This window comes from Micromonospora sp. RL09-050-HVF-A (assembly GCF_019374995.1).
Lineage (GTDB): Bacteria > Actinomycetota > Actinomycetes > Mycobacteriales > Micromonosporaceae > Micromonospora > Micromonospora antibiotica.
This window is the reverse complement of sequence record NZ_JAGKQP010000002.1, coordinates 6,912,578-6,932,641: the sequence shown is the minus strand read 5'-3', so window position 1 is coordinate 6,932,641 and position 20,064 is coordinate 6,912,578. Positions and strand designations below refer to the sequence as shown.

19 protein-coding genes are annotated in these 20,064 nt (G+C 73.5%); 7 read left to right on the top strand and 12 right to left on the bottom strand.

Translation table 11 applies throughout. The features are described from left to right. Window positions 1-104 precede the first annotated feature (104 nt). Both J7462_RS30340 and J7462_RS30335 read left to right on the top strand, forming a co-directional pair. Window positions 105-2,714 carry a glycoside hydrolase family 9 protein gene (locus J7462_RS30340; RefSeq protein ID WP_219470857.1) on the top strand — a complete coding sequence of 870 codons (2,610 nt, stop codon included), beginning with the start codon at window positions 105-107 and terminating at the stop codon, window positions 2,712-2,714. Window positions 2,715-2,862: 148 nt separating this feature from the next. Then, window positions 2,863-3,273: a hypothetical protein gene (locus tag J7462_RS30335; RefSeq protein ID WP_219469422.1), complete on the top strand. Its 411-nt coding sequence runs from the start codon at window positions 2,863-2,865 to the stop codon at window positions 3,271-3,273. A gap of 666 nt (window positions 3,274-3,939) precedes the next feature. Here the strand turns inward: J7462_RS30335 and J7462_RS30330 are convergent. The 6 genes from J7462_RS30330 to J7462_RS30305 form a co-directional block, all read right to left on the bottom strand. Continuing rightward, a complete protein-coding gene (locus J7462_RS30330) occupies window positions 3,940-4,524 on the bottom strand; it encodes a snapalysin family zinc-dependent metalloprotease (RefSeq protein ID WP_244252939.1) in 585 nt (194 codons plus the stop codon). A 118-nt stretch (window positions 4,525-4,642) separates the two neighbouring features. Next, window positions 4,643-4,900, bottom strand: coding sequence for a UBP-type zinc finger domain-containing protein (locus J7462_RS30325; RefSeq protein WP_208568969.1), 258 nt, complete (start codon window positions 4,898-4,900; stop codon window positions 4,643-4,645). Further along, entirely contained in the window at window positions 4,900-6,477 is a 1,578-nt protein-coding gene (locus tag J7462_RS30320; RefSeq protein ID WP_219469419.1) for a Na+/H+ antiporter, read from the bottom strand. Before J7462_RS30320 ends, J7462_RS30325 begins: the two co-directional genes overlap by 1 nt. Before the next feature lie 37 nt (window positions 6,478-6,514). Further along, window positions 6,515-7,480, bottom strand: a complete 966-nt coding sequence (locus J7462_RS30315) for a TIGR03885 family FMN-dependent LLM class oxidoreductase (RefSeq protein WP_219469416.1) — start codon at window positions 7,478-7,480, stop codon at window positions 6,515-6,517. A gap of 102 nt (window positions 7,481-7,582) precedes the next feature. Beyond that, the gene (locus J7462_RS30310) at window positions 7,583-8,995 is read right to left on the bottom strand and encodes an NADP-dependent succinic semialdehyde dehydrogenase (RefSeq protein WP_219469413.1); all 1,413 of its coding nucleotides are present in this window, start codon (window positions 8,993-8,995) and stop codon (window positions 7,583-7,585) included. Between the two features lie 12 nt (window positions 8,996-9,007). Next, window positions 9,008-9,271: a DUF6343 family protein gene (locus tag J7462_RS30305; RefSeq protein ID WP_219469411.1), complete on the bottom strand. Its 264-nt coding sequence runs from the start codon at window positions 9,269-9,271 to the stop codon at window positions 9,008-9,010. A gap of 200 nt (window positions 9,272-9,471) precedes the next feature. Between J7462_RS30305 and J7462_RS30300 the strand changes: the two genes are divergently transcribed. Then, window positions 9,472-10,326 carry a GDSL-type esterase/lipase family protein gene (locus tag J7462_RS30300; protein ID WP_219469408.1) on the top strand — a complete coding sequence of 285 codons (855 nt, stop codon included), beginning with the start codon at window positions 9,472-9,474 and terminating at the stop codon, window positions 10,324-10,326. A gap of 43 nt (window positions 10,327-10,369) precedes the next feature. On the opposite strand, the gene J7462_RS30295 is transcribed toward J7462_RS30300, so the two are convergent. The 3 genes from J7462_RS30295 to J7462_RS30285 all read right to left on the bottom strand — a co-directional run bounded on the left by J7462_RS30295 (window position 10,370) and on the right by J7462_RS30285 (window position 12,564). Then, window positions 10,370-11,089 carry an EcsC family protein gene (locus J7462_RS30295; protein WP_308291077.1) on the bottom strand — a complete coding sequence of 240 codons (720 nt, stop codon included), beginning with the start codon at window positions 11,087-11,089 and terminating at the stop codon, window positions 10,370-10,372. A 191-nt stretch (window positions 11,090-11,280) separates the two neighbouring features. Next, window positions 11,281-11,430: a hypothetical protein gene (locus tag J7462_RS30290; protein ID WP_172898379.1), complete on the bottom strand. Its 150-nt coding sequence runs from the start codon at window positions 11,428-11,430 to the stop codon at window positions 11,281-11,283. Window positions 11,431-11,661: 231 nt separating this feature from the next. Next, on the bottom strand, window positions 11,662-12,564 hold the full coding sequence (locus J7462_RS30285; protein ID WP_208568974.1) for a peptidase M23: 903 nt from the start codon (window positions 12,562-12,564) through the stop codon (window positions 11,662-11,664). Between the two features lie 420 nt (window positions 12,565-12,984). Here J7462_RS30285 and J7462_RS30280 point away from each other — a divergent pair, with 420 nt between their 5' ends. The 3 genes from J7462_RS30280 (at window position 12,985) to J7462_RS30270 (ending at window position 16,012) form a co-directional block, all read left to right on the top strand. After that, complete coding sequence (locus J7462_RS30280) at window positions 12,985-13,905, top strand: proteasome assembly chaperone family protein (RefSeq protein WP_208568975.1); 921 nt, start codon at window positions 12,985-12,987, stop codon at window positions 13,903-13,905. Between the two features lie 249 nt (window positions 13,906-14,154). Then, window positions 14,155-14,949, top strand: a complete 795-nt coding sequence (locus J7462_RS30275; protein ID WP_219469405.1) for an exodeoxyribonuclease III — start codon at window positions 14,155-14,157, stop codon at window positions 14,947-14,949. Between the two features lie 745 nt (window positions 14,950-15,694). Further along, window positions 15,695-16,012 (top strand): antibiotic biosynthesis monooxygenase, encoded by a 318-nt coding sequence (locus J7462_RS30270; RefSeq protein WP_219469403.1) that lies wholly within the window; start codon window positions 15,695-15,697, stop codon window positions 16,010-16,012. A 37-nt stretch (window positions 16,013-16,049) separates the two neighbouring features. Here J7462_RS30270 and J7462_RS30265 read toward each other — a convergent pair whose 3' ends face one another. The 3 genes from J7462_RS30265 to J7462_RS30255 form a co-directional block, all read right to left on the bottom strand. After that, window positions 16,050-17,327, bottom strand: a complete 1,278-nt coding sequence (locus tag J7462_RS30265; protein WP_219469400.1) for a lanthionine synthetase LanC family protein — start codon at window positions 17,325-17,327, stop codon at window positions 16,050-16,052. Between the two features lie 155 nt (window positions 17,328-17,482). Then, window positions 17,483-18,094: a class F sortase gene (locus J7462_RS30260; protein WP_219469397.1), complete on the bottom strand. Its 612-nt coding sequence runs from the start codon at window positions 18,092-18,094 to the stop codon at window positions 17,483-17,485. A 301-nt stretch (window positions 18,095-18,395) separates the two neighbouring features. Beyond that, window positions 18,396-19,088, bottom strand: a complete 693-nt coding sequence (locus tag J7462_RS30255; protein WP_255597953.1) for a hypothetical protein — start codon at window positions 19,086-19,088, stop codon at window positions 18,396-18,398. Window positions 19,089-19,302: 214 nt separating this feature from the next. On the opposite strand from J7462_RS30255, the gene trmB reads away from it, so the two are divergent. Continuing rightward, entirely contained in the window at window positions 19,303-19,932 is a 630-nt protein-coding gene (gene trmB / locus J7462_RS30250) for a tRNA (guanosine(46)-N7)-methyltransferase TrmB (RefSeq protein WP_219470850.1), read from the top strand. The last annotated feature ends 132 nt before the right edge of the window (window positions 19,933-20,064 follow it).

Below are 20,064 nucleotides of genomic sequence, written 5' to 3'. Positions count from 1 at the left end.
GACGCGCTGGAAACATCTGGCTGATAGCTGGGAGCGCTCCCAGTGATGACCATCTACGGCACACCCCACCACTGTCCTTCCGCCCGGAAAGGAATCCCGTGATCCTGACCCGACGACGTCGGCGGCATCTCGCGGTATTGGCAGCGACGACCCTGATCCTCACCGGCGCCGGCACCGGCGTGGCCCACGCCGAAGTCCCGCCGGACGCGCCCGAGCAGATCAGCAACGGCGACTTCAGCGAGGGCGTCTCGCCCTGGTTCTCCTACGGCACCGGCCCGCTCGACGTCGTCGACGGCCGGCTCTGCGTCACCGTCCCCGCCGGCCTGGCCAACCCGTGGGACGCCGGCATCGGCCACGACGGGGTCCGGCTCAACGCCGGGGCCGAATACAAGCTCAGCTTCGACATCTCCGCCACCCCCGGGTTGAGCGTCAACGCCGTGCTCCAGCTCGGCAGCGCCCCCTACACGTCGTACGCGAGCGTGCCGGCGGTGGCCGCCCCGACGAGCAAGCGGGTCGAGCAGACGTTCACCGTCCCGGACGACAACCCCAACGCCCAGCTCATCTTCCAGGTCGGCGGGGCCGCCGCCGAGCAGCGGATCTGCCTGGACAACGTCTCGCTGCGCGGTGGCGAGGCCGCCCCGCCGTACGTGCCGGACACCGGCCCCCGGGTCCGGGTCAACCAGGTCGGCTACCTGCCCGGCGGCCCGAAGAACGCCACCGTGGTGACCGAGTCGACCGGGGCGCTGCCCTGGCAGCTCAAGTCGGCCGCCGGCACGGTCGTCGCCAGCGGCCAGAGCACCCCGCGCGGGGTCGACGCCGCTTCCGGGCAGAACGTGCAGACCGTCGACTTCTCGTCCTTCCGCACGCCCGGCACCGGCTACACGCTGGTCGCCGACGGCGAGACCAGTCACCCGTTCGACATCTCCGGCGACCTCTACGACCGGCTGCGGGCCGACGCGATGCAGTTCTTCTACGCCCAGCGCAGCGGCATCGAGATCGACGGTGACCTGATCGGCGAGGAGTACGCCCGCCCGGCCGGCCACCTCGGCGTGGCCCCCAACCAGGGCGACACGCAGGTGCCCTGCCAGCCCGGCGTCTGCGACTACTCGCTGGACGTGCGCGGTGGCTGGTACGACGCGGGCGACCACGGCAAGTACGTGGTCAACGGCGGTATCGCCGCCTACCAGCTGCTGAGCGCCTTCGAGCGGACCAAGACGGCGGAGACCGCCGCCGGTGGCGCCGCACTGGGTGACTCGACGCTGCGGGTGCCCGAGCGGGGCAACGCGGTGCCGGACATCCTCGACGAGGCCCGCTGGGAGATCGAGTTCCTGCTCCGGATGCAGGTGCCGGACGGCAAGCCGCTGTCCGGGATGGTCCACCACAAGATCCACGACAAGGCGTGGACCGGCCTGCCGCTCGCCCCGCAGGACGACGCCCAGCCGCGTGAGCTGCACCCGCCGACGACCGCCGCCACCCTGAACCTGGCTGCCGTCGCCGCGCAGTGCCAGCGCCTGTTCGCCCCGTACGACGCGGCGTTCGCCGCCCGCTGCGGCACCGCCGCGTCGAGCGCGTACGCCGCCGCGAAGGCGCACCCGGCGGTCTACGCCGACCCGAACGACGGCATCGGCGGCGGCGCGTACGACGACACCAACGTCACCGACGAGTTCTACTGGGCGGCCGTGGAGCTGTACCTGACCACCGGCAAGAAGGCGTACCTGGACGACCTGACCGCCTCGCCCCAGCACAACGGCGACGTGTTCGCCACGGGCGGCGCGTTCAGCTGGCAGAGCGTGGGCGCGGTCGGCCGGCTCGACCTGGCCACCGTGCCGAACGGCCTGCCGGCCGCCGACAAGACCCGGGTCCGCGACTCGGTGACCGCCGCCGCCGACAACTACCTGACCACCCTGCACGCCCAGGCGTACGGCCTGCCGGTGCCGGGCGAGGCGGCAAGCTACGTCTGGGGGAGCAACAGCAACATCATCAACAACATGGTCGTGCTGGCCACCGCGTTCGACCTGACCCGGGACGCGAAGTACCGGGACGGCGCCGTGCAGGCGACCGACTACCTGCTCGGCCGCAACGCGCTGAACATGTCGTACGTGACCGGCTGGGGCGAGCAGAACGCGCGCAACCAGCACAGCCGGATCTTCGGCAACCAGCTCAACCCGGCCATGCCGAACCCGCCGGTCGGCTCGCTCGCCGGTGGCCCGAACGCCGCCCTGCAGGACCCGTTCGTCGCCCAGCTGCTCAAGGACTGCGCGCCGATGTTCTGCTATGTCGACGACATCAACTCGTACTCGACCAACGAGGTGGCGGTCAACTGGAACTCGGCGCTGGCCTGGCTCGCGTCGTTCCTCGCCGACCAGGGGGAGGCCAAGGCCGTGGCCCCGCGCACCTGCGCGGTCAGCTACCAGGTGCACGGCACCTGGCCGGACGGCTCCAACACCCAGGTCGTCCTGCGCAACACCGGTGACACCGCGATCAACGGCTGGACCCTGCGGTACGCCTACAACGGCGACCAGAAGGTCACCCAGGCGTGGACGGCCAAGGTGACCCAGTCCGGGGCCACCGTGACGGCTAAGAACGAGTCGTACAACGCGAAGATCGCGCCGGGCGCCAGCATCACCTTCGGTCTGCTCGCCAAGACCGGCACGCTGGCCAACCCGTCGCCGGACCTGATCACCGTCAACGGCGTCGCCTGCACGGTGTCCTGACCGGCACTCCCACCCTCGGGCCCCGGGCTGCCACCCGGGGCCCGAGCGCGCCGGGCGGTCGTCCCCCGACCGCCCGGCGCTCCCCCTCAAGCCCCTCACCACGCCCCACCCGTGACGTCCCTCCGGCCCAGTAGTGGAGACGAGTTCCATGCCCGAGCTGACCACGATCTCCGACGCCGAACGTCGGCGCATCGTCCACGAATTCGTCGACGAGACCGTCGGCGACGCCCACCCCGAGGTCGTGGCGATGGTCCGTGACCTCACCTTCCGGGTCCGCGACACCGTCGAGCTGGCCCGCGCCGCCGGCATCACCCCCGAGTCGCCCCGCGCCGGCCACGTGGTGGCCGCGCTGGTCGCCGCGTACGGCGAGGTCTTCGACCGGGTCGACGACGCCGGTTACCGCAGCGCGCTACTGGCCCGCCTGGAGGTCGCGAACGACCCCCGGACCGAGCGCTACTTCCAACTCCTCGCCACGGTCAACGGCTGGACCCCACCCCCGACCCTCGCCCCCGTCCTGGACTGGTTCATCGCCGCCCTGCGTCACCATCCCGCCCCCTGACCGCCCTTCGCGCCCCACCGCCGACCCGGACCCCGCCCTCCGCGCTCCCGCCTGATCAACAGTGGAGTGGCGCGGGCGATGCCAGCAGCACGGACGGTGCGGGCGATGCCAGCAGCACGGACGGTGCGGGCGATGCCAGCAGCACGGACGGTGCGGGCGATGCCAGCAGCACGGACGGTGCGGGCGGGGCCGGTGGCAGCGGCGCGGCAGTGGCGGCGCGAGCGGAACCGGCGGCGGCCCAGGGACAGCCAACAGCACAGGCAGCGCGGTCACCGAGGCCCGACGACCGCGGGGCCGGGTCGGGGTCGGGGTCGGGCGCCGACCCACACTATTGCCCGAGACCTGTATGCCTGTCTGGCATAAATATGACGGACAGTCATACGTGTTCCAGGGCAGTCATACACCCCTGCCGCTCACGCAGGGCGATCATCGACAACACATCGGGTGGGCAGCCGCCTTGTCGTTGACCGCCACCAGCAGTGCCAGTCGGTGGCGTGGAGAGCGGACCAGAGATCTAGGGAGGTCCCGCTTGAGCAGCGCGGCGACGTCGGCCGATGCCCGCCTGGCGCGAGCACATGAAACCAGCGGGGCCGAAGGGGCCGAGCAGCGCAGGGCCGAGCGCCCGCTGTCACGGCACGACAGGCGGGCGCTCGAACCCGGCCGGACTCAGCCGGGCAGGCCGCTGACGGCGGCGGGCACGGCGACGTCGCCGCCGGTCCAGACGTAGCTGGCGTCCACGTCCGGTGCGGCGAACCCTCCGGCGAACAGCGAGTTGACCCGGGACGCCTCGGCGGCGCTGGGCTTGGCGTTGCGGCAGGAGACCGGGGCGCTGCTGCCCGACATGAGGTCGGTGCACAGGCCGGTCCGGTTGTCCGGCAGGCCGAGGATGTGGCCGATCTCGTGGGTGGCGATCCGGGTCCGGTCGTAGCCCTGGTCGACGGCCTGGGTGCCCATCCAGACCCGACCGTTGCCGAGGCTGGTGGTCTGCGCCCGGGGCCAGCCCGTGTCGACGTAGATGGTGATGTTGCCGGGCGTGCGGGCGACCAGCCGGACGTTGCCCACCGAGCTGTTCCAGATCGTCGCGGCCTGGTCGAAGTTGGTGCGGAACTCGCCGGCCCGGCTCGCGTCGTAGTAGACCGTCCGGGCGGCCGCCGACGCGGTGGTGCCGGCCGAGGTGACCGCGCCGGTCGCCGCGAGCACCAACGCCAGCAGGGTCCCGGCGGTACGCGAGAACTGTCGTCGTCGAATCATCCGACCTCCATCGATAGAAGTTTACCGATGTTATGTGGTTGGTCGGACCCGGGTCGAATAGCGGTTACGTCATACCGCCGCGACCGCCCGCCCGGCCGCTCCCGCCTCAGCCACCCGGTCAGCCGATCTCCTCGTCGAGGAAGCACCAGCGCCAGGACTCCCCCGGCTGGATCGAGCGCATCACCGGGTGCCCGCTCGACTCGAAGTGCTTCGTCGCGTGCTGGTACGGCGACGAGTCACAGCACCCCACCTGCCCACACTCCACACACGACCGCAGGTGCACCCAGTCGTCGTTGCCGACGGCCACGCACTCCGGGCAGGCGTCGGTGACGGTCGGCTCGGCGGTCCCCGCCCCGGTCAGGTGCGCACAGCTCATCAGTCGCTCTCCCGTCGCAACAACGACTCCTCCAGGTCAAGGTCACGGTAGGCCCGCACCAGCACCTCCTCGGGAATCCGTCCCTCGTCGCGGGCGGCCCGGAAGACCTCCCGCTCGGCGTCGATCATCTCCTGCCGCAACCGACCGTACGCCTGCGACGGGGTCTCCCGGTCGCTGCCACCGAGCCGTTCCCAGGCCAGGTTGGTGCGGCTCTGCACCAGCCCGCGCAACCGCTCCACCACGGCCGGCGGCGCACCGTCGGCCAACGCGTCCAGCTTCTCCCGGGCCGCCCGCCCGGCCTGCTGCTGCACCGTCGCGGCGGAGAGCGCGTCGGCCACCGGGTCGTCCGGGGGCAGTTTCAACCGGCGGGCCAGCCACGGCAGGGTCGCGCCCTGGCCGAGCAGGGTCGCCATGATCACCGCGAAGGCCAGCCAGATGAACAGCGCCCGCTGGTAGGGCTGTTCCCCGGCCAGGGTCAGCGGCAGACCCAGCGCGGCGGCCAGGGTCACCACCCCGCGCATCCCGGCCCAGCCGATGACGATCGGAAACTGCACCGGCGGGCCCGGGTCGCGCTGCCGGACCCGGGGCACCAGCCGGGCCAGGTAGGTGGCGGGGAAGACCCAGACGAACCGGGTCAGGAAGACCGCCGCCAGCACCGCCGCGGTGATCCCCACCAGCCGCCCGGTCGGCTCGTCGAGATCCCGCAGCACCTCGGGCAGTTGCAGGCCGACCAGCAGGAAGACCAGCCCTTCCAGCAGGAACTGCACCAGCCGCCAGAACGCGCCGGTCTGCAACCGGGAGGCGGCCGACAGCAGCAGCGGCATCTTGTGGCCGATCCCCAACCCGGTGACCACCACCGCCACCACCCCGGAGGCGTGGATCTCCTCGGCGGCGAAGACCACCGCGAACGGCACGATCAGCGACAGCGCGTTGTCCAGCAGCGGGTCGGTGGTCCGCTTGTGCAGGTAGCCGAAGACCACCACGCCCAGCAACCCGACCAGCACCCCGCCGCCGGTGGCGACCACCACCTCCTGCGCGACGTACCCGAAGCTCACCGAGCCGGCGCTGGCGGTGGCCGCGACGATCGCCACCCGCAGCAGCACCAGCGCGGTGGCGTCGTTGACCAGGCTCTCCCCCTCCAGGATGGTCACCACCCGCCGGGGCAGACCCACCCGCCGGGCCACCGCGGTCGCGGCGATCGCGTCCGGCGGGGCCACCACCGCACCCAACGCCACACAGATCGCGTACGGCAGGTCGGGCAGGAACAGGTGCACCACCGTGCCCACCACGAAGGCGGTGAAGATGACCAGACCCACCGCGAGCAGCAGGATCGGCCGCAGGTTGAGCCGGAACGCCGGCACCGACGTGCCCAACGCCGCCACGTAGAGCAGCGGCGGCAGGATGCCCACCAGCACCAGGTCGGGGTCGAGCCGGACGTGCGGGAACCCCGGCAGGAAGGACAGCCCGAGGCCCAGCACCACCAGCAGGATCGGCGCGAGCAGGCCCAGCTTGCGGGCCAGCGCGGCACCGAAGGTCGCGATGGCCAGGAAGACCACGACCTCGAACAGAGCTTCCATGGGGTACGAGCCTAGGGGTACGACCCGGCCGGGGTGATCACCCGGCGGCGCGCAGCTTCGGCAGCACCTCCGCGCCGAACGTGTCGATGAAGGCGCGCTGCTCCTGCCCGACGTGGTGCAGGGCGATCTGGTCGACGCCCAGCGACAGGTACTCCTCGAGCCAGCCCACGTGCCGGCCCAGATCCGACGACACGTTCACCACCTCGGTGACCTGCTCCAGCGGCACCCGCTCACTGACCGCGTCGAAGTGCTCGGCGGTGTCCAGGTCCCAGCAGACCGGCGGCGGGAAGATGTTGCTGCGCCACTGCTCGTACGCGATCGCCTCCGCCTCGGCCTGCTCCGGCGCCCAGCTCACGTGCACCTGCAGGTGCACCGGTCCCCGCCCACCGGCGTCCCGGTAGGCGTCGATCATCTCGCGCAGGTGCGCGGTCGGCGCGTTCACGGTGATCAGCCCGTCCGCCCACTCGGCGCACCACCGGGCGGTGGCCACGCTGACCGCCGCCCCGATCAGCGCCGGGGGTTCCTCGGGCCGGGTCCACAGCTTCGCCCGGTCCACCCGGACCAGGCCGTCGTGGCTGACCTCCTCGCCGGCCAGCAGCGCCCGGATCACCTCGACGCACTCCCGCAGCCGGGCGGTACGCACGTCCTTACGCGGCCAGCCGTCGCCGGTGATGTGCTCGTTGCTCGCCTCGCCGGTGCCCAGCGCCGCCCAGAACCGGCCCGGGTACATCGCGCCGAGGGTGCCGATGGCCTGCGCGATGATCGCCGGGTGGTAGCGCTGGCCGGGGGCGTTTACCACCCCGAACGGCAGCCCGGTGGCCTGCAGCGCGGCCCCCAGCCAGGACCAGGCGAACCCGGACTGGCCCTGCCGGGTGCTCCACGGCGAGAAGTGGTCCGACGACATCGCGGCGTCGAAGCCGGCGCGTTCGGCGTGCACCACCGCCTCCAGCAGGCGACTCGGATGGATCTGCTCGTGGGAGGCGTGGAAGCCGAACACCGTCATGGCGTCCTTCCGTACCCATGACGGTGCCCGGTTAAAGCTCACCCGCGCCGACTTGGCCGGCGCGGGCGTCCGCCGCCCGGCCCGGGTGGCGGCGACGCGGGGTCACTCGGCGTGCGCGCCGGCCCCGGCGGTGGCGGCACCCTCCCCCACCCAGACGGTCTTGGTGTTGCAGAACTCCCGCATCCCCAGCGCCGACAGCTCCCGGCCGTAGCCGGAGTTCTTCACCCCGCCGAAGGGCAGCTCCGGGTACGAGGTGGTCATGCCGTTGACGAAGACGTTGCCGGCGTCCAGGTCGGTGGCGAACCGCTCCTGCTCGGCCGGGTCGGTGGTCCAGGCGTTCGCGCCCAACCCGAAGGGCGTGCCGTTGGCCACCTCGACCGCCTCGTCGTACGACGACACCCGGTAGAGCCCGGCGACCGGCCCGAAGACCTCCTCGGCCCACATCCGCATCTGCGGGTTCAGGTCGGTGACCACGGTCGGCGGATAGAACCAACCGTCGCCGGTCGGCTTCTCGCCGCCGCAGAGTACCGTCGCGCCGTGCGCCACCGCGTCCTGCACCTGGGCGTGGATCTCGTCCCGGCCGCTCTCGCTGGCCAGCGGGCCGACGTCGGTGTCGGCGTCCATCGGGTCGCCGACCCGCAGCGCGGCCATGTTCGCGGCGAACTTCTGTGCGAACGCGTCGAAGACGTCGGTGTGCACGATGAACCGCTTGGCGGCGATGCAGGACTGCCCGTTGTTCTGGCAGCGGGCGGTGGTGGCCACCTCGGCGGCCCGGTCCAGGTCGGCCGAGGGCATCACCACGAACGGGTCGCTGCCGCCCAGCTCCAGCACCGTCTTCTTCAGCTCCCGGCCGGCGATCTGGGCGATCGAGCGGCCCGCGCCCTCACTGCCGGTCAGCGTGGCGGCCCGGACCCGGGGGTCGGCGAGGATCCGGTCGACCGCGTCGGAGCCGACCAGCAGGGTGGTGAACGCGCCCTCGGGGAAGCCGGCCCGGCGGAACACGTCCTCCAGGTAGAGCGCGGTCTGCGGCACGTTGGAGGCGTGTTTGAGCAGGCCGGTGTTCCCGGCCATCAGGGCCGGCGCGGCGAACCGCAGCACCTGCCAGAGCGGGAAGTTCCACGGCATCACCGCGAGCACCGCCCCGATCGGCTGGTAGCGCACGAAGGCCCGCTTGGCCTTCACCGCGGCGGCGTCGGCGGGCTCGTCGGCGAGCATCCGTTCCGCGTGCGCGGCATAGAACCGGCAGGCGGTCGCGCACTTGGTGACCTCGGCCTTCGCCGCCGTGTAGGTCTTGCCCATCTCGGTGGTCATCAGCCGGGCGGTGTCGTCGCGTTCGGCGTCGAGCAGGTCCGCGGCGGTGTTCATCCACTGCGCCCGCTGGGCGACCGTGGTCCGGTGCAGGTCCCGGAACGCCAGATCGGCCCGGTCGATGGCGGCGTCGATCTGCTCGGCCGACATCGGCTCGTACGATTTGAGCACCTGACCGGTGGCGGGGTTGGTGGTGGCGATGGGCATCTCGTACTCCTGTCACTCGAAGAGTGAGTGCCGCGCGCCCGGCTGCTCATGGCGGCGGGCGGCACGGCGGCGCTGGATGACGACCAGGTCGACGACCGCCACGACGGCGAACAGCGCGCAGAGCACACCCAGCCAGGCCAGCCCGGCCCAGAACGCGCCGACCGCGAAGACGGCCATGCTCACCAGGCCGAACAGGGCAAGCGTCAGGCGGAGGTTCAACGCGCTGTAGGCGTGGCCGACCGTGCCACGGGCACGCCGGGGCTGCGATCTCGTCATCGTCTGGGGCTACCCCGGCACGGACACCGTTAACCGGCCCCGACGCCCGGATCACGACGGGTGTCTTACACACTCGTACCAGATTCATGTTTCCAGGTATTTAATCTGCCCGGAAGTCGACACGACCGGGCCGTAACACCGCACCTGGCCCGTAGAGTGACCGGGCTGTCGCTCTGCGCCGTCTGACCGGGGGAAGACGCATGCCTCGACGCTGGGTCGCCGCCGTGGCCTGCCTGTTCGCGCTGGTCGCGCTCGCCTGCGAGGAGGGCGGCGGGGCGTCGCCCCGCCCGACGAAGAGCGGGTCGACACCGACCGGCCTGCCCACCACGATGGCCGCCCTCGGCGACTCGATCACCACCGGTTTCGGCTCCTGCCTGGTGCTCACCTCGTGCCAACGCAACTCCTGGTCCACCGGGGACGGCATCCGGGTGGAGAGTCACTACCGGCGGCTGCTCGACGCCGACGCGCCGATCCGCAACCGGGCCCGCAACCACGCCGTGCCGGGGGCCCGCGCCGAGGCCCTCGCCGGGCAGGCCGGTGCCGCCGTCAAGGACAAGGCCGACTACGTCACGGTGCTGATCGGCGCCAACGACGCCTGCCGCGCCGACATCGACGCGATGACCTCGACGGCCACCTTCCGCAGCCAGGTCGACCGGGCGCTGCGGGTGCTGCGCGAGGGCCGCCCCAAGGCCCGGGTCCTGGTGGCCAGCGTCCCCGACCTCAACCGGCTCTGGGAGATCGGGCACACCGAGTCCCGCGCGGTGCGGATCTGGAAGACCGGCATCTGCCCGGCCCTGCTGGCCAACCCCACCTCGGACGCCAAGGTCGACCGGGACCGCCGGGCCCGCTTCGCCGAGCGGATCGACGCGTACAACGGCCAGCTCAAGGCGGCCTGCCGGGCGTACGGGTCGCGGTGCCGCTACGACGGCGGCGCGGTGCACCGGGTGCGGTTCAGCCTGGACGAGGTCAACGCGCTGGACTGGTTCCACCCCAACGTCGCCGGGCAGAACCGGCTCGCCGACGCGACCTTCCCGGCGGCCGGCTGGCGGCTGTGAGCCACCCGGGCAGCCGCCGGGCCGGGCCCGGCGTGCCCACTGATCAGGGGCGACGCGGTTGGGGCACCCCGTCCCGGTGTTCCCGGTAGAGCGTCTGGGCGCGCTCGGCGAGATCCTTGGTGGCCGACGAGTTGGCCCAGGTGCCGAGGATGATCGCGGCCCCGGGGACGACCTTGGCGAACACCCGCTTCGCCGCCCGCACCCCGGCCATCCGGGCCAGCCGGACGCCCAGTTGCAGCATCACCCGCCCCAGCGGGTTCTGGGCCGCGTGGCCGAACAGCGCACCGGCCCGCTCCCGACCGGCCGCGACGCCCAGCGCCAGCCGGGCCGTCTCGGCCGCCTTGTGCACCTTCTGCAGGACGAGCAGGTCGGTGGCCCGGTCCGGGTGCTCCGGGTCCGCCCCGTACGCGGCGGCGACGTGCAACACCAGGCGGGCCTGGGTCCAGGCCAGCACCCCGACGTCGATGACGGCACCCGGTAGCCCCGCCGCGCCGGAGACCGCCCCGGAGAGCCGGGCCCGGTTGACGAAGCGCCGGATCGCCTGCTCGGCCAACTGGTCGGCGGTCGCGTCGGGTCGTTCCGCCCGCGCCCTGGCGAGCCACTGGGCCGCCTCCGGGCCGAGCCGGCGGACCGCCTCCAGGGCCAGGTGCTCCGGGGCGTACTGCGGATCTTCCCGCATCCGGTCCCAGAGCCGGGCCGGCGGCGCCTCGGGGGCGTCACCCGGGTCACCAGCCGGTGCTCCCGGCACCGCCGTGACAGCCACCCCCGGCACCGCTGCGACAGCCGTTCCCGGGGCCGCCGGTGGTGGCGCGGCCGTCGGGGCGGCGGGCGGCGGCGGCGCGGGGACCGCCGGTGTGTCGGCCCGGACCGGCGGCGTGGGGACGGTCGGTTCGTCGTCGACAGGCACGGCGTCGGTCACAAAGGCTCCCGGGGGTGGAATCGGTTCAGGGGCGGTCAGCGGCGGCGGCCCGACAGCTTGCTGGCTGCCTGCTTGAGCCGCGCCTGGTTCTCCGGCTTGGCCAGCTCGCGCCGACCCCGGTCGACCAACTGCTGCCCCTTGGGGGAGCGCAGGAAGGCGCTGATCCGCTGCATCAGTGCTGACATGTCGTCCTCCGATCGGGTGTCCTGCGTCATGTGTACCCGATTCGAGCAACCGCCAACCGTCCACTGTGTCCGGTCGAGGATAACCACCGACCGGTTTCGCCCCGAACGGACCCGACCGCCCCGCACGGCCCGGGCCAGCAGAACGGGACGAACGGGACCGGCCCGCCCAAGCCGGGCTCGGGCGGGCCGGGTCACCGGGGCGGATGCCGCTCCGGCCGGACAGGCGGTGACTCAGACCAGGATGGCGCCCACCACCTCGGTGGCCCGCCACTCGTGCTGGGCGTAGAGGTCCGGGTAGGCCGAGATCTGCACGGCCTGCGCGGCGACGGTCAACGGCAGGTCCTCCCAGCCGGGAATCGCCAGCAGCGCGGTGAGGAACGCCCGGGTGGCGAACGCCGGGTCCATCAGCTGACCGACCTCGCCCCAGCCGCTGCTGGGCCGCTGCTGGAACAGCCCGACCGAGTCGTGGTCCCAGCCGATCGCCTGGTGCGGGTAGTTCTGCGACTCGGGCAGCACGCCGCTGGCGTAGTTGTAGAGGTTGCTCTCCTGCATCGCGGTGGCCACCGCGATGATCAGGGCCCGGCGGGGCACACCCATCGCCCGCCCGGCCTTGACGATCTCCTTGGCGTTGTCCATCTGGGCCTGGTCGAGACCGGCCACCGGGACGATCCGCTTCGGTTTCGGCTTCGGCGTGGGCTTGGGGCGGGGCTTGGGCCTGGTGGTCCTGGTCGCGGTCGGCGTCGGGGCGGCGGCCGTCGGGCTGGCGACGGTCGGGCTGGCGGTGGGGGTGCCGGGAACGATGGTGACCGGGGTACGGATCTCGGCGCGGGAGGCGGCCTGCCGGCTGCGCTCGGCGAGCGCCGCCTCGGTGCCGGCCCGGTCGGCGGTCGGCTCGTCCGGCAGGGCCTGTGCGCCGGCGACGGCGGTCGCGCCGAGGCAGCAGAGCACCCCGGCGGCGAGGGCCACCCGGGTACGCACCGGGCGGCGGCGGAGGTTAAGGAGCCCGCCGAGGCGGGTACGGAAGGAGCGGGGTTCATCGAGAACGCCGACCTGAACGGACGAGGGGGTGTCGTCCGAACGGCCAGTCATGCCCTTGGGGGCGACCTGGTCGTCGATGGTGTCGTCGTCACGCATCCGCCGAGGCTAGACACGCTCCCATCCGGTGACCCACCGTCACAGGGTGGCCCTCATCACAATCGCGCACCTACGGGTGGGACACCCGTCGTGGACGCGCGGCCAGGGTGACAGACCTCCCGCAACAGGCATTACGGTCAGGAAATCCGGGCCACGTCGTCCCGCGTGGTCAACCGCCCAGAGCGCCGCGGCCGGCCGCATGATCCACTATGTCCGCCTTTCGGGTGACAGGCCGGAACCATCCGACCGAGTCGCCCCGGCACTATCGGCGAATTGGTGGCTTCCTCCGGGTTTGATAGCCGGATCGGTCACGACACGCCCAGTGCTGGAATGGATGACGCCGACAGGTACGTTCCCCGAACCGGGTGCCGTCCGCGCACGGTCGCCCGTACGCGCGTGTTTCTTCAGGAGGTCCGACCGGTGCTCGACCCACACGAGCTCTACGAGCTCACCGACGATCTGCCCGACCTCGGCCAGCCGGTGCTGATCCAGGCGCTCACCGGCTTCGTCGACGCCGGCAACGCCAGTCGGCTGGCCCGCGAGCAGCTGCTCACCTCGCTGGACGCCCGCACGATCGCCACCTTCGACGTCGACCAGCTCTTCGACTACCGGTCCCGCCGCCCGGTGATGACCTTCGTCGAGGACCACTGGGAGGACTACGACGCCCCCGAGCTTGCCCTGCACCTGCTGCACGACGACGACGAGACGCCGTTCCTCCTGCTCACCGGCCCGGAACCGGACCTGCAGTGGGAGCGTTTCGTGGCGGCGGTCAGCGCGGTGGCCGCCCGACTCGACGTCCGGCTCACCGTCGGGCTCAACTCGATCCCGATGGCCGTGCCGCACACCCGGCCCACCGGGGTCACCGCACACGCCACCCGCCGGGAACTGATCTCCGGCTACGAGCCGTGGTTGCAGCGGGTGCAGGTCCCGGGCAGCGTCGGGCACCTGCTCGAATACCGGCTCGGCCAGGCCGGCCGGGACGCCCTCGGGTTCTCCGCCCACGTGCCGCACTACGTCGCGCAGACCGAGTACCCGGCCGCCGCCGAGGTGCTGCTCTCCTCGGTGTCCCGCAGCACCGGCCTGCTGCTGCCCAACGACAGCCTCCGCTCCGCCGCCGAGGTGGTCCGGGTCGAGATCGACCGGCAGGTCGCCCAGACCGACGAGGCCGCCGCGCTGGTCACCGCCCTGGAGGAGCAGTACGACGCGTTCGCCCGGGGACGGGGCGAGAAGAACCTGCTGGCCGCCGAGACCGGCCCGCTGCCCACCGCCGACGAGCTGGGCGCCGAGCTGGAACGCTTCCTCGCCGAGCAGACCCGACCGGGCGACACCCCGGGCACCTGACCCACCCGTACCACGGCGGCGGCGACCCGACCCGGGACGCCGCCGCCCGGTCATCCCCGACGCACCGGCACGCCGGGGCGGCCCGGCACACCGGTGCGCCGCCAGGCCCGGCGAGCTGGTGCGCCGCCAGGCCCGGCGAGCCCTCGCGCCGCGAGGATCGGCGGTGCGCGGAGCCCGCGGCGGGCGGGGTCGGTGACCACGCCGGCGGGCTGCCCGGCGGGGCGGGCCGGGATGCGGCAGGCTGGGCACATGCGCCTGGCGACCTGGAACGTGAACTCGGTGAAGGCCCGCCTCCCCCGGCTGCTGGACTGGCTCGCCGGCACCACCCCCGACGTGGTCTGCCTCCAGGAGACCAAGTGCCCGGACGGGGCCTTCCCGGTCGCCGAGGTCGGTGAGCTGGGCTACGAGGTGGCCAGCCACAGCGACGGCCGGTGGAACGGGGTGGCGATCCTGTCCCGCGTCGGCCTGACCGACGTCACCGTCGGCTTCCCCGGCGAACCGGGCTTTCCGCAGCCCGAGGCCCGCGCCATCTCCGCCACCTGCGCCGGGGTCCGGATCTGGTCGGTGTACGTCCCGAACGGCCGGGCGGTCGACGACCCGCACTACGCGTACAAGCTGGCCTGGTTCGCGGCGCTGCGGGACGCCCTGGAACCGGAGGTGGCCGCCGGTGGGCCGGTCGCCGTCTGCGGGGACTTCAACGTCGCCCCGACCGACGCCGACGTCTGGGACCCGGCGCTCTTCGTCACCTCCACGCATGTCACCCCCGCCGAGCGGGCCGCCCTGGCCGCCCTGCGCGACCTCGGGCTCAGCGACGTGGTGCCCACCCCGATGAAGGGCCCGCACCCGTACACCTACTGGGACTACCGGGCCGGCATGTTCCACCAGAACAAGGGCATGCGCATCGATCTGGTGTACGCGTCCGCGCCGCTGGCCGCGACGGTCCGCGCCGCGTACGTCGACCGGGAGGCCCGCAAGGGCAAAGGCCCCTCCGACCATGCCCCGATCGTGGTCGACACCGACCAACCAGCTGTCGACGCACCCTGACCCGCCCCGGGACAGCGCCGCCAACGGTTCCGGCTCCCGCCTATGGGGGCGCCCCCTCCTGTCAGGGCGTGCCCCGCCCGGGGCGTCCCTGCGTGCCGCTGCCGCCTATCGGGGGTGGGACGTCTTGGCGCGGTCGACGAAGCCACGCCACGCTCCAGGCCTACCGGGGGCCGGGCCGGATCACCGGCGCCGGGTCGCCGCACGGCCCTGGCCGTGCGGCGAGGCGAAACTCGCGCTCCTCGCGAGGTACGACGGCGACCGGCCGGGCCTGTTGATCCTGCTGTCCCGGTTGTCGGTGGAGGCGACCGACCACCTGACGCGACTCGACAGCGGTCGCCAGGCCGACCTGACCGACTGCTTCCTGACCTGGGCCCGCCCGCCCGCCGACTGACCGTCCCGCGCCGGCCGCGCCTCTCCCCCACCACTCTGCCGGCGGCTGCCCGCCCCCGCCCGCCATCCGGCCGGCCGGCGACCGGGCGACGCAGGCGGATTGTGGAGAGTTGTTGCGCCCCTGGCGACAACAACTCTCCACAAAGCCGCGTGCGCTCCGCGCTCCCCCCGCCGGAGGCGCGTCTCCCCGCGCTCGGCATGCGCCCACGCCCCGCAGCCCGCGCGCCACGCGCCGCCCCGGGTCCGCCCGCCGCATCCTGCACGGCAACTCCGCGTCGCGCGGGCACCACCGACGGCGTACGGCCAGGCTGGCCGCCGGACGGTCCGGCCGCAGGGGCGGGGTTAGGGTGGTGGGATGGCAGTCGTGAAGATCAACGCGATCGACGTCCCGCCCGGTGCCGGCGAGGAGTTGGAGAAGCGGTTCGCCGCTCGGGCCGGCGCGGTGGAGAATTCCCCGGGTTTCCTCGGCTTCGAGCTGCTGCGCCCGGTCGCCGGGGAGAGCCGCTACTTCGTCTACACCCGGTGGGAGACGGAGGAGGCGTACCAGGCATGGGCCGCCGGGTCGTCCCGGGCCGCACATGCCGGCGAGGGCGGCGAGCAGCGGCGGCCGGTCGCCTCCGGCGCGACGCTGCTGGAGTTCGAGGTGGTCCAGCAGGTGACCGGCAAGGGCTGACCGGCGATACCGCCCACGGCGGTCGCCGGCGGGCGGCTCAGATCCAGGGCAGGACGGGGGCGGTGGCGGGGGCGGCCAGCCGGGCGAGCCAGCCGGCGATGCCGGCGGCACCCTGCATGAAGCCGGGCTCCGGCGGCAGCTGCGGCGGGGTCCTGGTGTGCTCGGTGTTCGACCAGGTGACGCCCGCCGAGGTGGACACGGTACGGGCGAGAACGTCCTCGGCGAGCGTGTCGGCCCAGGTGAGCAGGGCGGGGTCGCCGGCGTCCCGGAAGCGGTCGACCAGCATCTGCCCGACCCCGGCGGTGCCGCAGCAGCGGGCGAGATTGTCCCAGTACCCCGGGTAGAGCCGCTGCGGAAGACGGCTGTCGCGCAGCGCCCCCAGGCATTCCTCGACGGCCAGCCGCCAGCGGGGCTGCGGGTCGACGGCGTCGAGGAGGGCGAAGAGTCGTACCGTGCCGGTCGGGCCGTGGCACCAGCCGAAGGTGACCGCCGGACGGTCCGGGCGGGGCGGAACCAGCAGCGGCAGCGCCCACCCGCCGGGGCGGCGCCCCAGGGCCAACAGTCCGTCGGCGGCGCGCACGGCGATATCGCGCAGATCGTCGCGACGCAGGGAGTCGCCGGCTGTGGCCAGGACGTAGGCGACGCCGGCCGTGCCGTGGGAGAAGCCGGGCATGAGGCGCTCGTCGCCCGCCCGCATCCGCCAGTGCAGGCCGTCGGGCCGGTCCTCGGCCAACCCCACCAGCCCGTCGGCCAGGACGTGGGCCGCCTGCGCCACCACCGGATCGGCATCATCGTCGAGGGCGTCGAGGAGGGCCAGCAGGATGCCGGCGTCGCCGGAGATGACATCGGAACACCGGCCCGGGTCCACCGGACGGCGCAGCAGCCGCTCGGCTATCCGTACCGTCACCGACGCGGCGGTGTCGAGGGCCACCCGGTCGCCGGAGACCCGGCCCCAGGCGCGCAACGCGACCGCCACCCCGGCCCAGCCGCCGAACAGCCCGTCGTCGGGCATCGTCGCGGCGTCCGGCTCGTGCCGGGCAAGATGCACCAGCCGACCCCGGGCCCCGGCCGCGACCCGGCCGAGCGCCGACCCCGCTGCGGTGGCGACGCCGCCGTCGGTCGTGGTGACGACGGGCCCATCGGCCGGGTGGCGGCCGGTGGCCGTGGCCTCGGCACAGCCGAGCAGCACCCCGGCGGTCCCGGCATAGAGGTCGTCGAAGCGTTCACCCGCCTCCTGCCACCCCAGACCACCCTCGGCGGGCACCGCCACCGACTCGATCCACCTGAACGCCTGCCGCACCACGTCCGCCGTCACCGCGCCGATCCTGCCACCGCCGCCCGACGGCGTCCCCGCAATATCGGGCGCACACCCCGGCCACGACCGGTCAGGGTGGGCGGTCCCGGCCGTGCCCCGGTCAGGCGGCGGACCCGGCCGGCGCGGTGGGGCGCGGGGGCAGGGTGAGCGGGGGGTCAGGGTGAGCGGGTCTCGGCCAGCGAGGCGAAGGCGATGACGTTGTCGGCGTAGCCGGTACGCCCGCCGATCCACTGGCCACCACAGGTGATCAACCGCAGGGCCGGCGCTCCGCTGTCGCCGTAGACCCGGTCGGCGGGCAGGGCCGACTTGTCGAAGAACTCCACCGAGTCGACCCGGAACACCACCACCCGGCGGTCGTCGCGGGTCACCTCGATCCGATCACCTGGCTTGAGTTTGCGCAGGTCATAGAAGACCGACGGCCCGTCCTTCGAGTCGACGTGGCCGACGATGATCGCCCGGCCCGGCTCGCCGGGGGTCGGACCCCGGTCGTACCAGCCGGTCTCCTGGTGCCGGTCCAGCGGCGGGACGTCGATCGACCCGTCCCGGGCCTGACCGACCGGGGCCACCGGGGCGGCCACCTTGATCGTCGGAACGGTGAGCCGGACCGGTCGGCTGGCCGGCAGGCCGCCCGGCGTGGGGCTCTGCCGGGCACCGGCCGCCGGACGCTGCGCCGTCGTGTCGGTCCGGTCCAGTGGCCCGACCGTACGACCCAGCCCGGCCCCGGTGGCGAAGACACCCAGCAGCACCAGCAGCACGGCCAGCGGCACCGACCAGGGACTGCGGGTCGACGCCGGGCCCCGCGCGACGCCGCCGGCCCGGGGACGCCCGGCTGCGCCGTCGGCCCACCGGGCGGTGGGAACGGGCCACCACGCGGCGGGAACGCAGAGACACCCGGCGGGATCAGCCCACCGGGTGGCGGGAACGGACCGCTGCGGGGTGGCATCGGGCCGCCCGGCGACGCCTGGCCACCGGGTAGCCGGACCGGGTCGTGGTGCTGCGGGTTCGGGCCGGGGGACGGTCGGAACGGGCCGCTACGGGGACCTGAGGGGACGGGCGGTGGGGGCATGGTCAGCTCCCGGCGACGCCACGCGGCCGGCGGGCCGCCACGATCCCGACGACGGCCCCGGCGATGGTCAGCGCCAACCCGCCGGGCACCAGCAGTCCGCCGGGCAACCCGCCGTCCGCCGCACCGCCGAAGCCGGTGTGCGGACCAGGGCTGGGCTTGACCTTCTTGACCACCTGGAGCGCCGTCGAGGCGGTCGCCCCGTCGGGACATTCCAGCTTGATCCGGTAGTTGCCGGGCCGGACCCGGTCCCTGACCATCGGGGCGGCGGTGAGCCGTCCGTGCTGCGGCTGCACCTGGACCCGGCCGAAGGCGTCCGAGACGACTGTCGCCGGGATCGAGTTGTCGTGACAGCTCGCCTCGATGCCGACCAGATAGCCAGGCTCGACGGTGCCCGGGGTCACCTCGACGAAGACCACGCCGGGCGGTGGTTGCGGATCTCCGCCCTGGTCCGGCGCGGGTTGCCCCGGGCCGGGGGCCGCAGCAGCGACCGCCGGGCCGACGACCGGCCCGGCGAACAGCAGGGGCGGACCAGCGGGCAACGGCACAGCCGGCGGGACAGCCGCAACCGGGACAGCGGAGACCGGGACGGCCGAGATGGGCGGAGCAGCGGAGACCGGGGCGGCGTGCCAGAGCGCGGGGGCGAGGGCACCGACGGCGACCGCCAGCGCGGTGCGGTACAGCGCGATCGCCACCATGTCCCCCTCCCGGCGCCCAGGGCAGCGCCGGACGACCCGGACGCCGACCTGCCGTACGGGATGAATCGTCTCACCCCCCGACCGACGGCACATCCGATACGGCGGAACCGTCGCGTACGCTCGGGTCGCTGTGACCTCCATCGACCAGAACCCCGCCGTCCCGGTGGCCCCGTCGGCCACCCGGATCCGCACCTTCCATCCCCGTCGGGGCCGGATGAGCAGCCGGCAGACCGACGCGCTGGCCCGGCTCTGGCCGGCGTACGGGATCGAGATCGCCGACCTCGACGGGCCGGTCGATCCGGCCGGGTTCTTCGGTCGCGGTGCGCCGGTGGTGCTGGAGATCGGCTCCGGGATGGGTGACGCCACCGCGGCGATGGCCGCCGCCGACCCGGACCGGGACTACCTCGCGGTCGAGGTGCACACCCCGGGCATCGCCCACCTGCTCGACCTGGTGCAGCGGGACGGCCTGGGCAACGTCCGGGTCGCCCAGGGTGACGCGCTGGACCTGGTCCGGGCCATGCCGGAGCGCTGTCTGGACGCGGTGCACGTGTTCTTTCCCGACCCGTGGCCCAAGTCGCGGCACCACAAGCGGCGCATCATCCAGCCGGAGCACGTGGCGTTGCTGCGGTCCCGGCTGGCCGGCGGCGGGACGCTGCACTGCGCCACCGACTGGGCCGAGTACGCCGAGTCGATGCGCTCGACGCTGACCGCCGACCCGGAGCTGGTCGACGGGTACGCAGGCTTTGCGCCCCGCCCCGACCACCGCCCGGTGACCAAGTTCGAACGCCGCGCGCTGACCGCCGGGCGTCCCGTCTTCGACCTGATCCACCGCCGCCGCCCCTGAGCCCGTCGGACCGCCCGCCCGGCGGCATCCGACCGCCGGCGACACCGCCTCCTCGGCCATCCGGGAAACCGGGCGGGCGGCGGGGACCGATCGGGGCGGGCGGGTGGCCCGGTTGGCGGGCGGGGTGGTGGT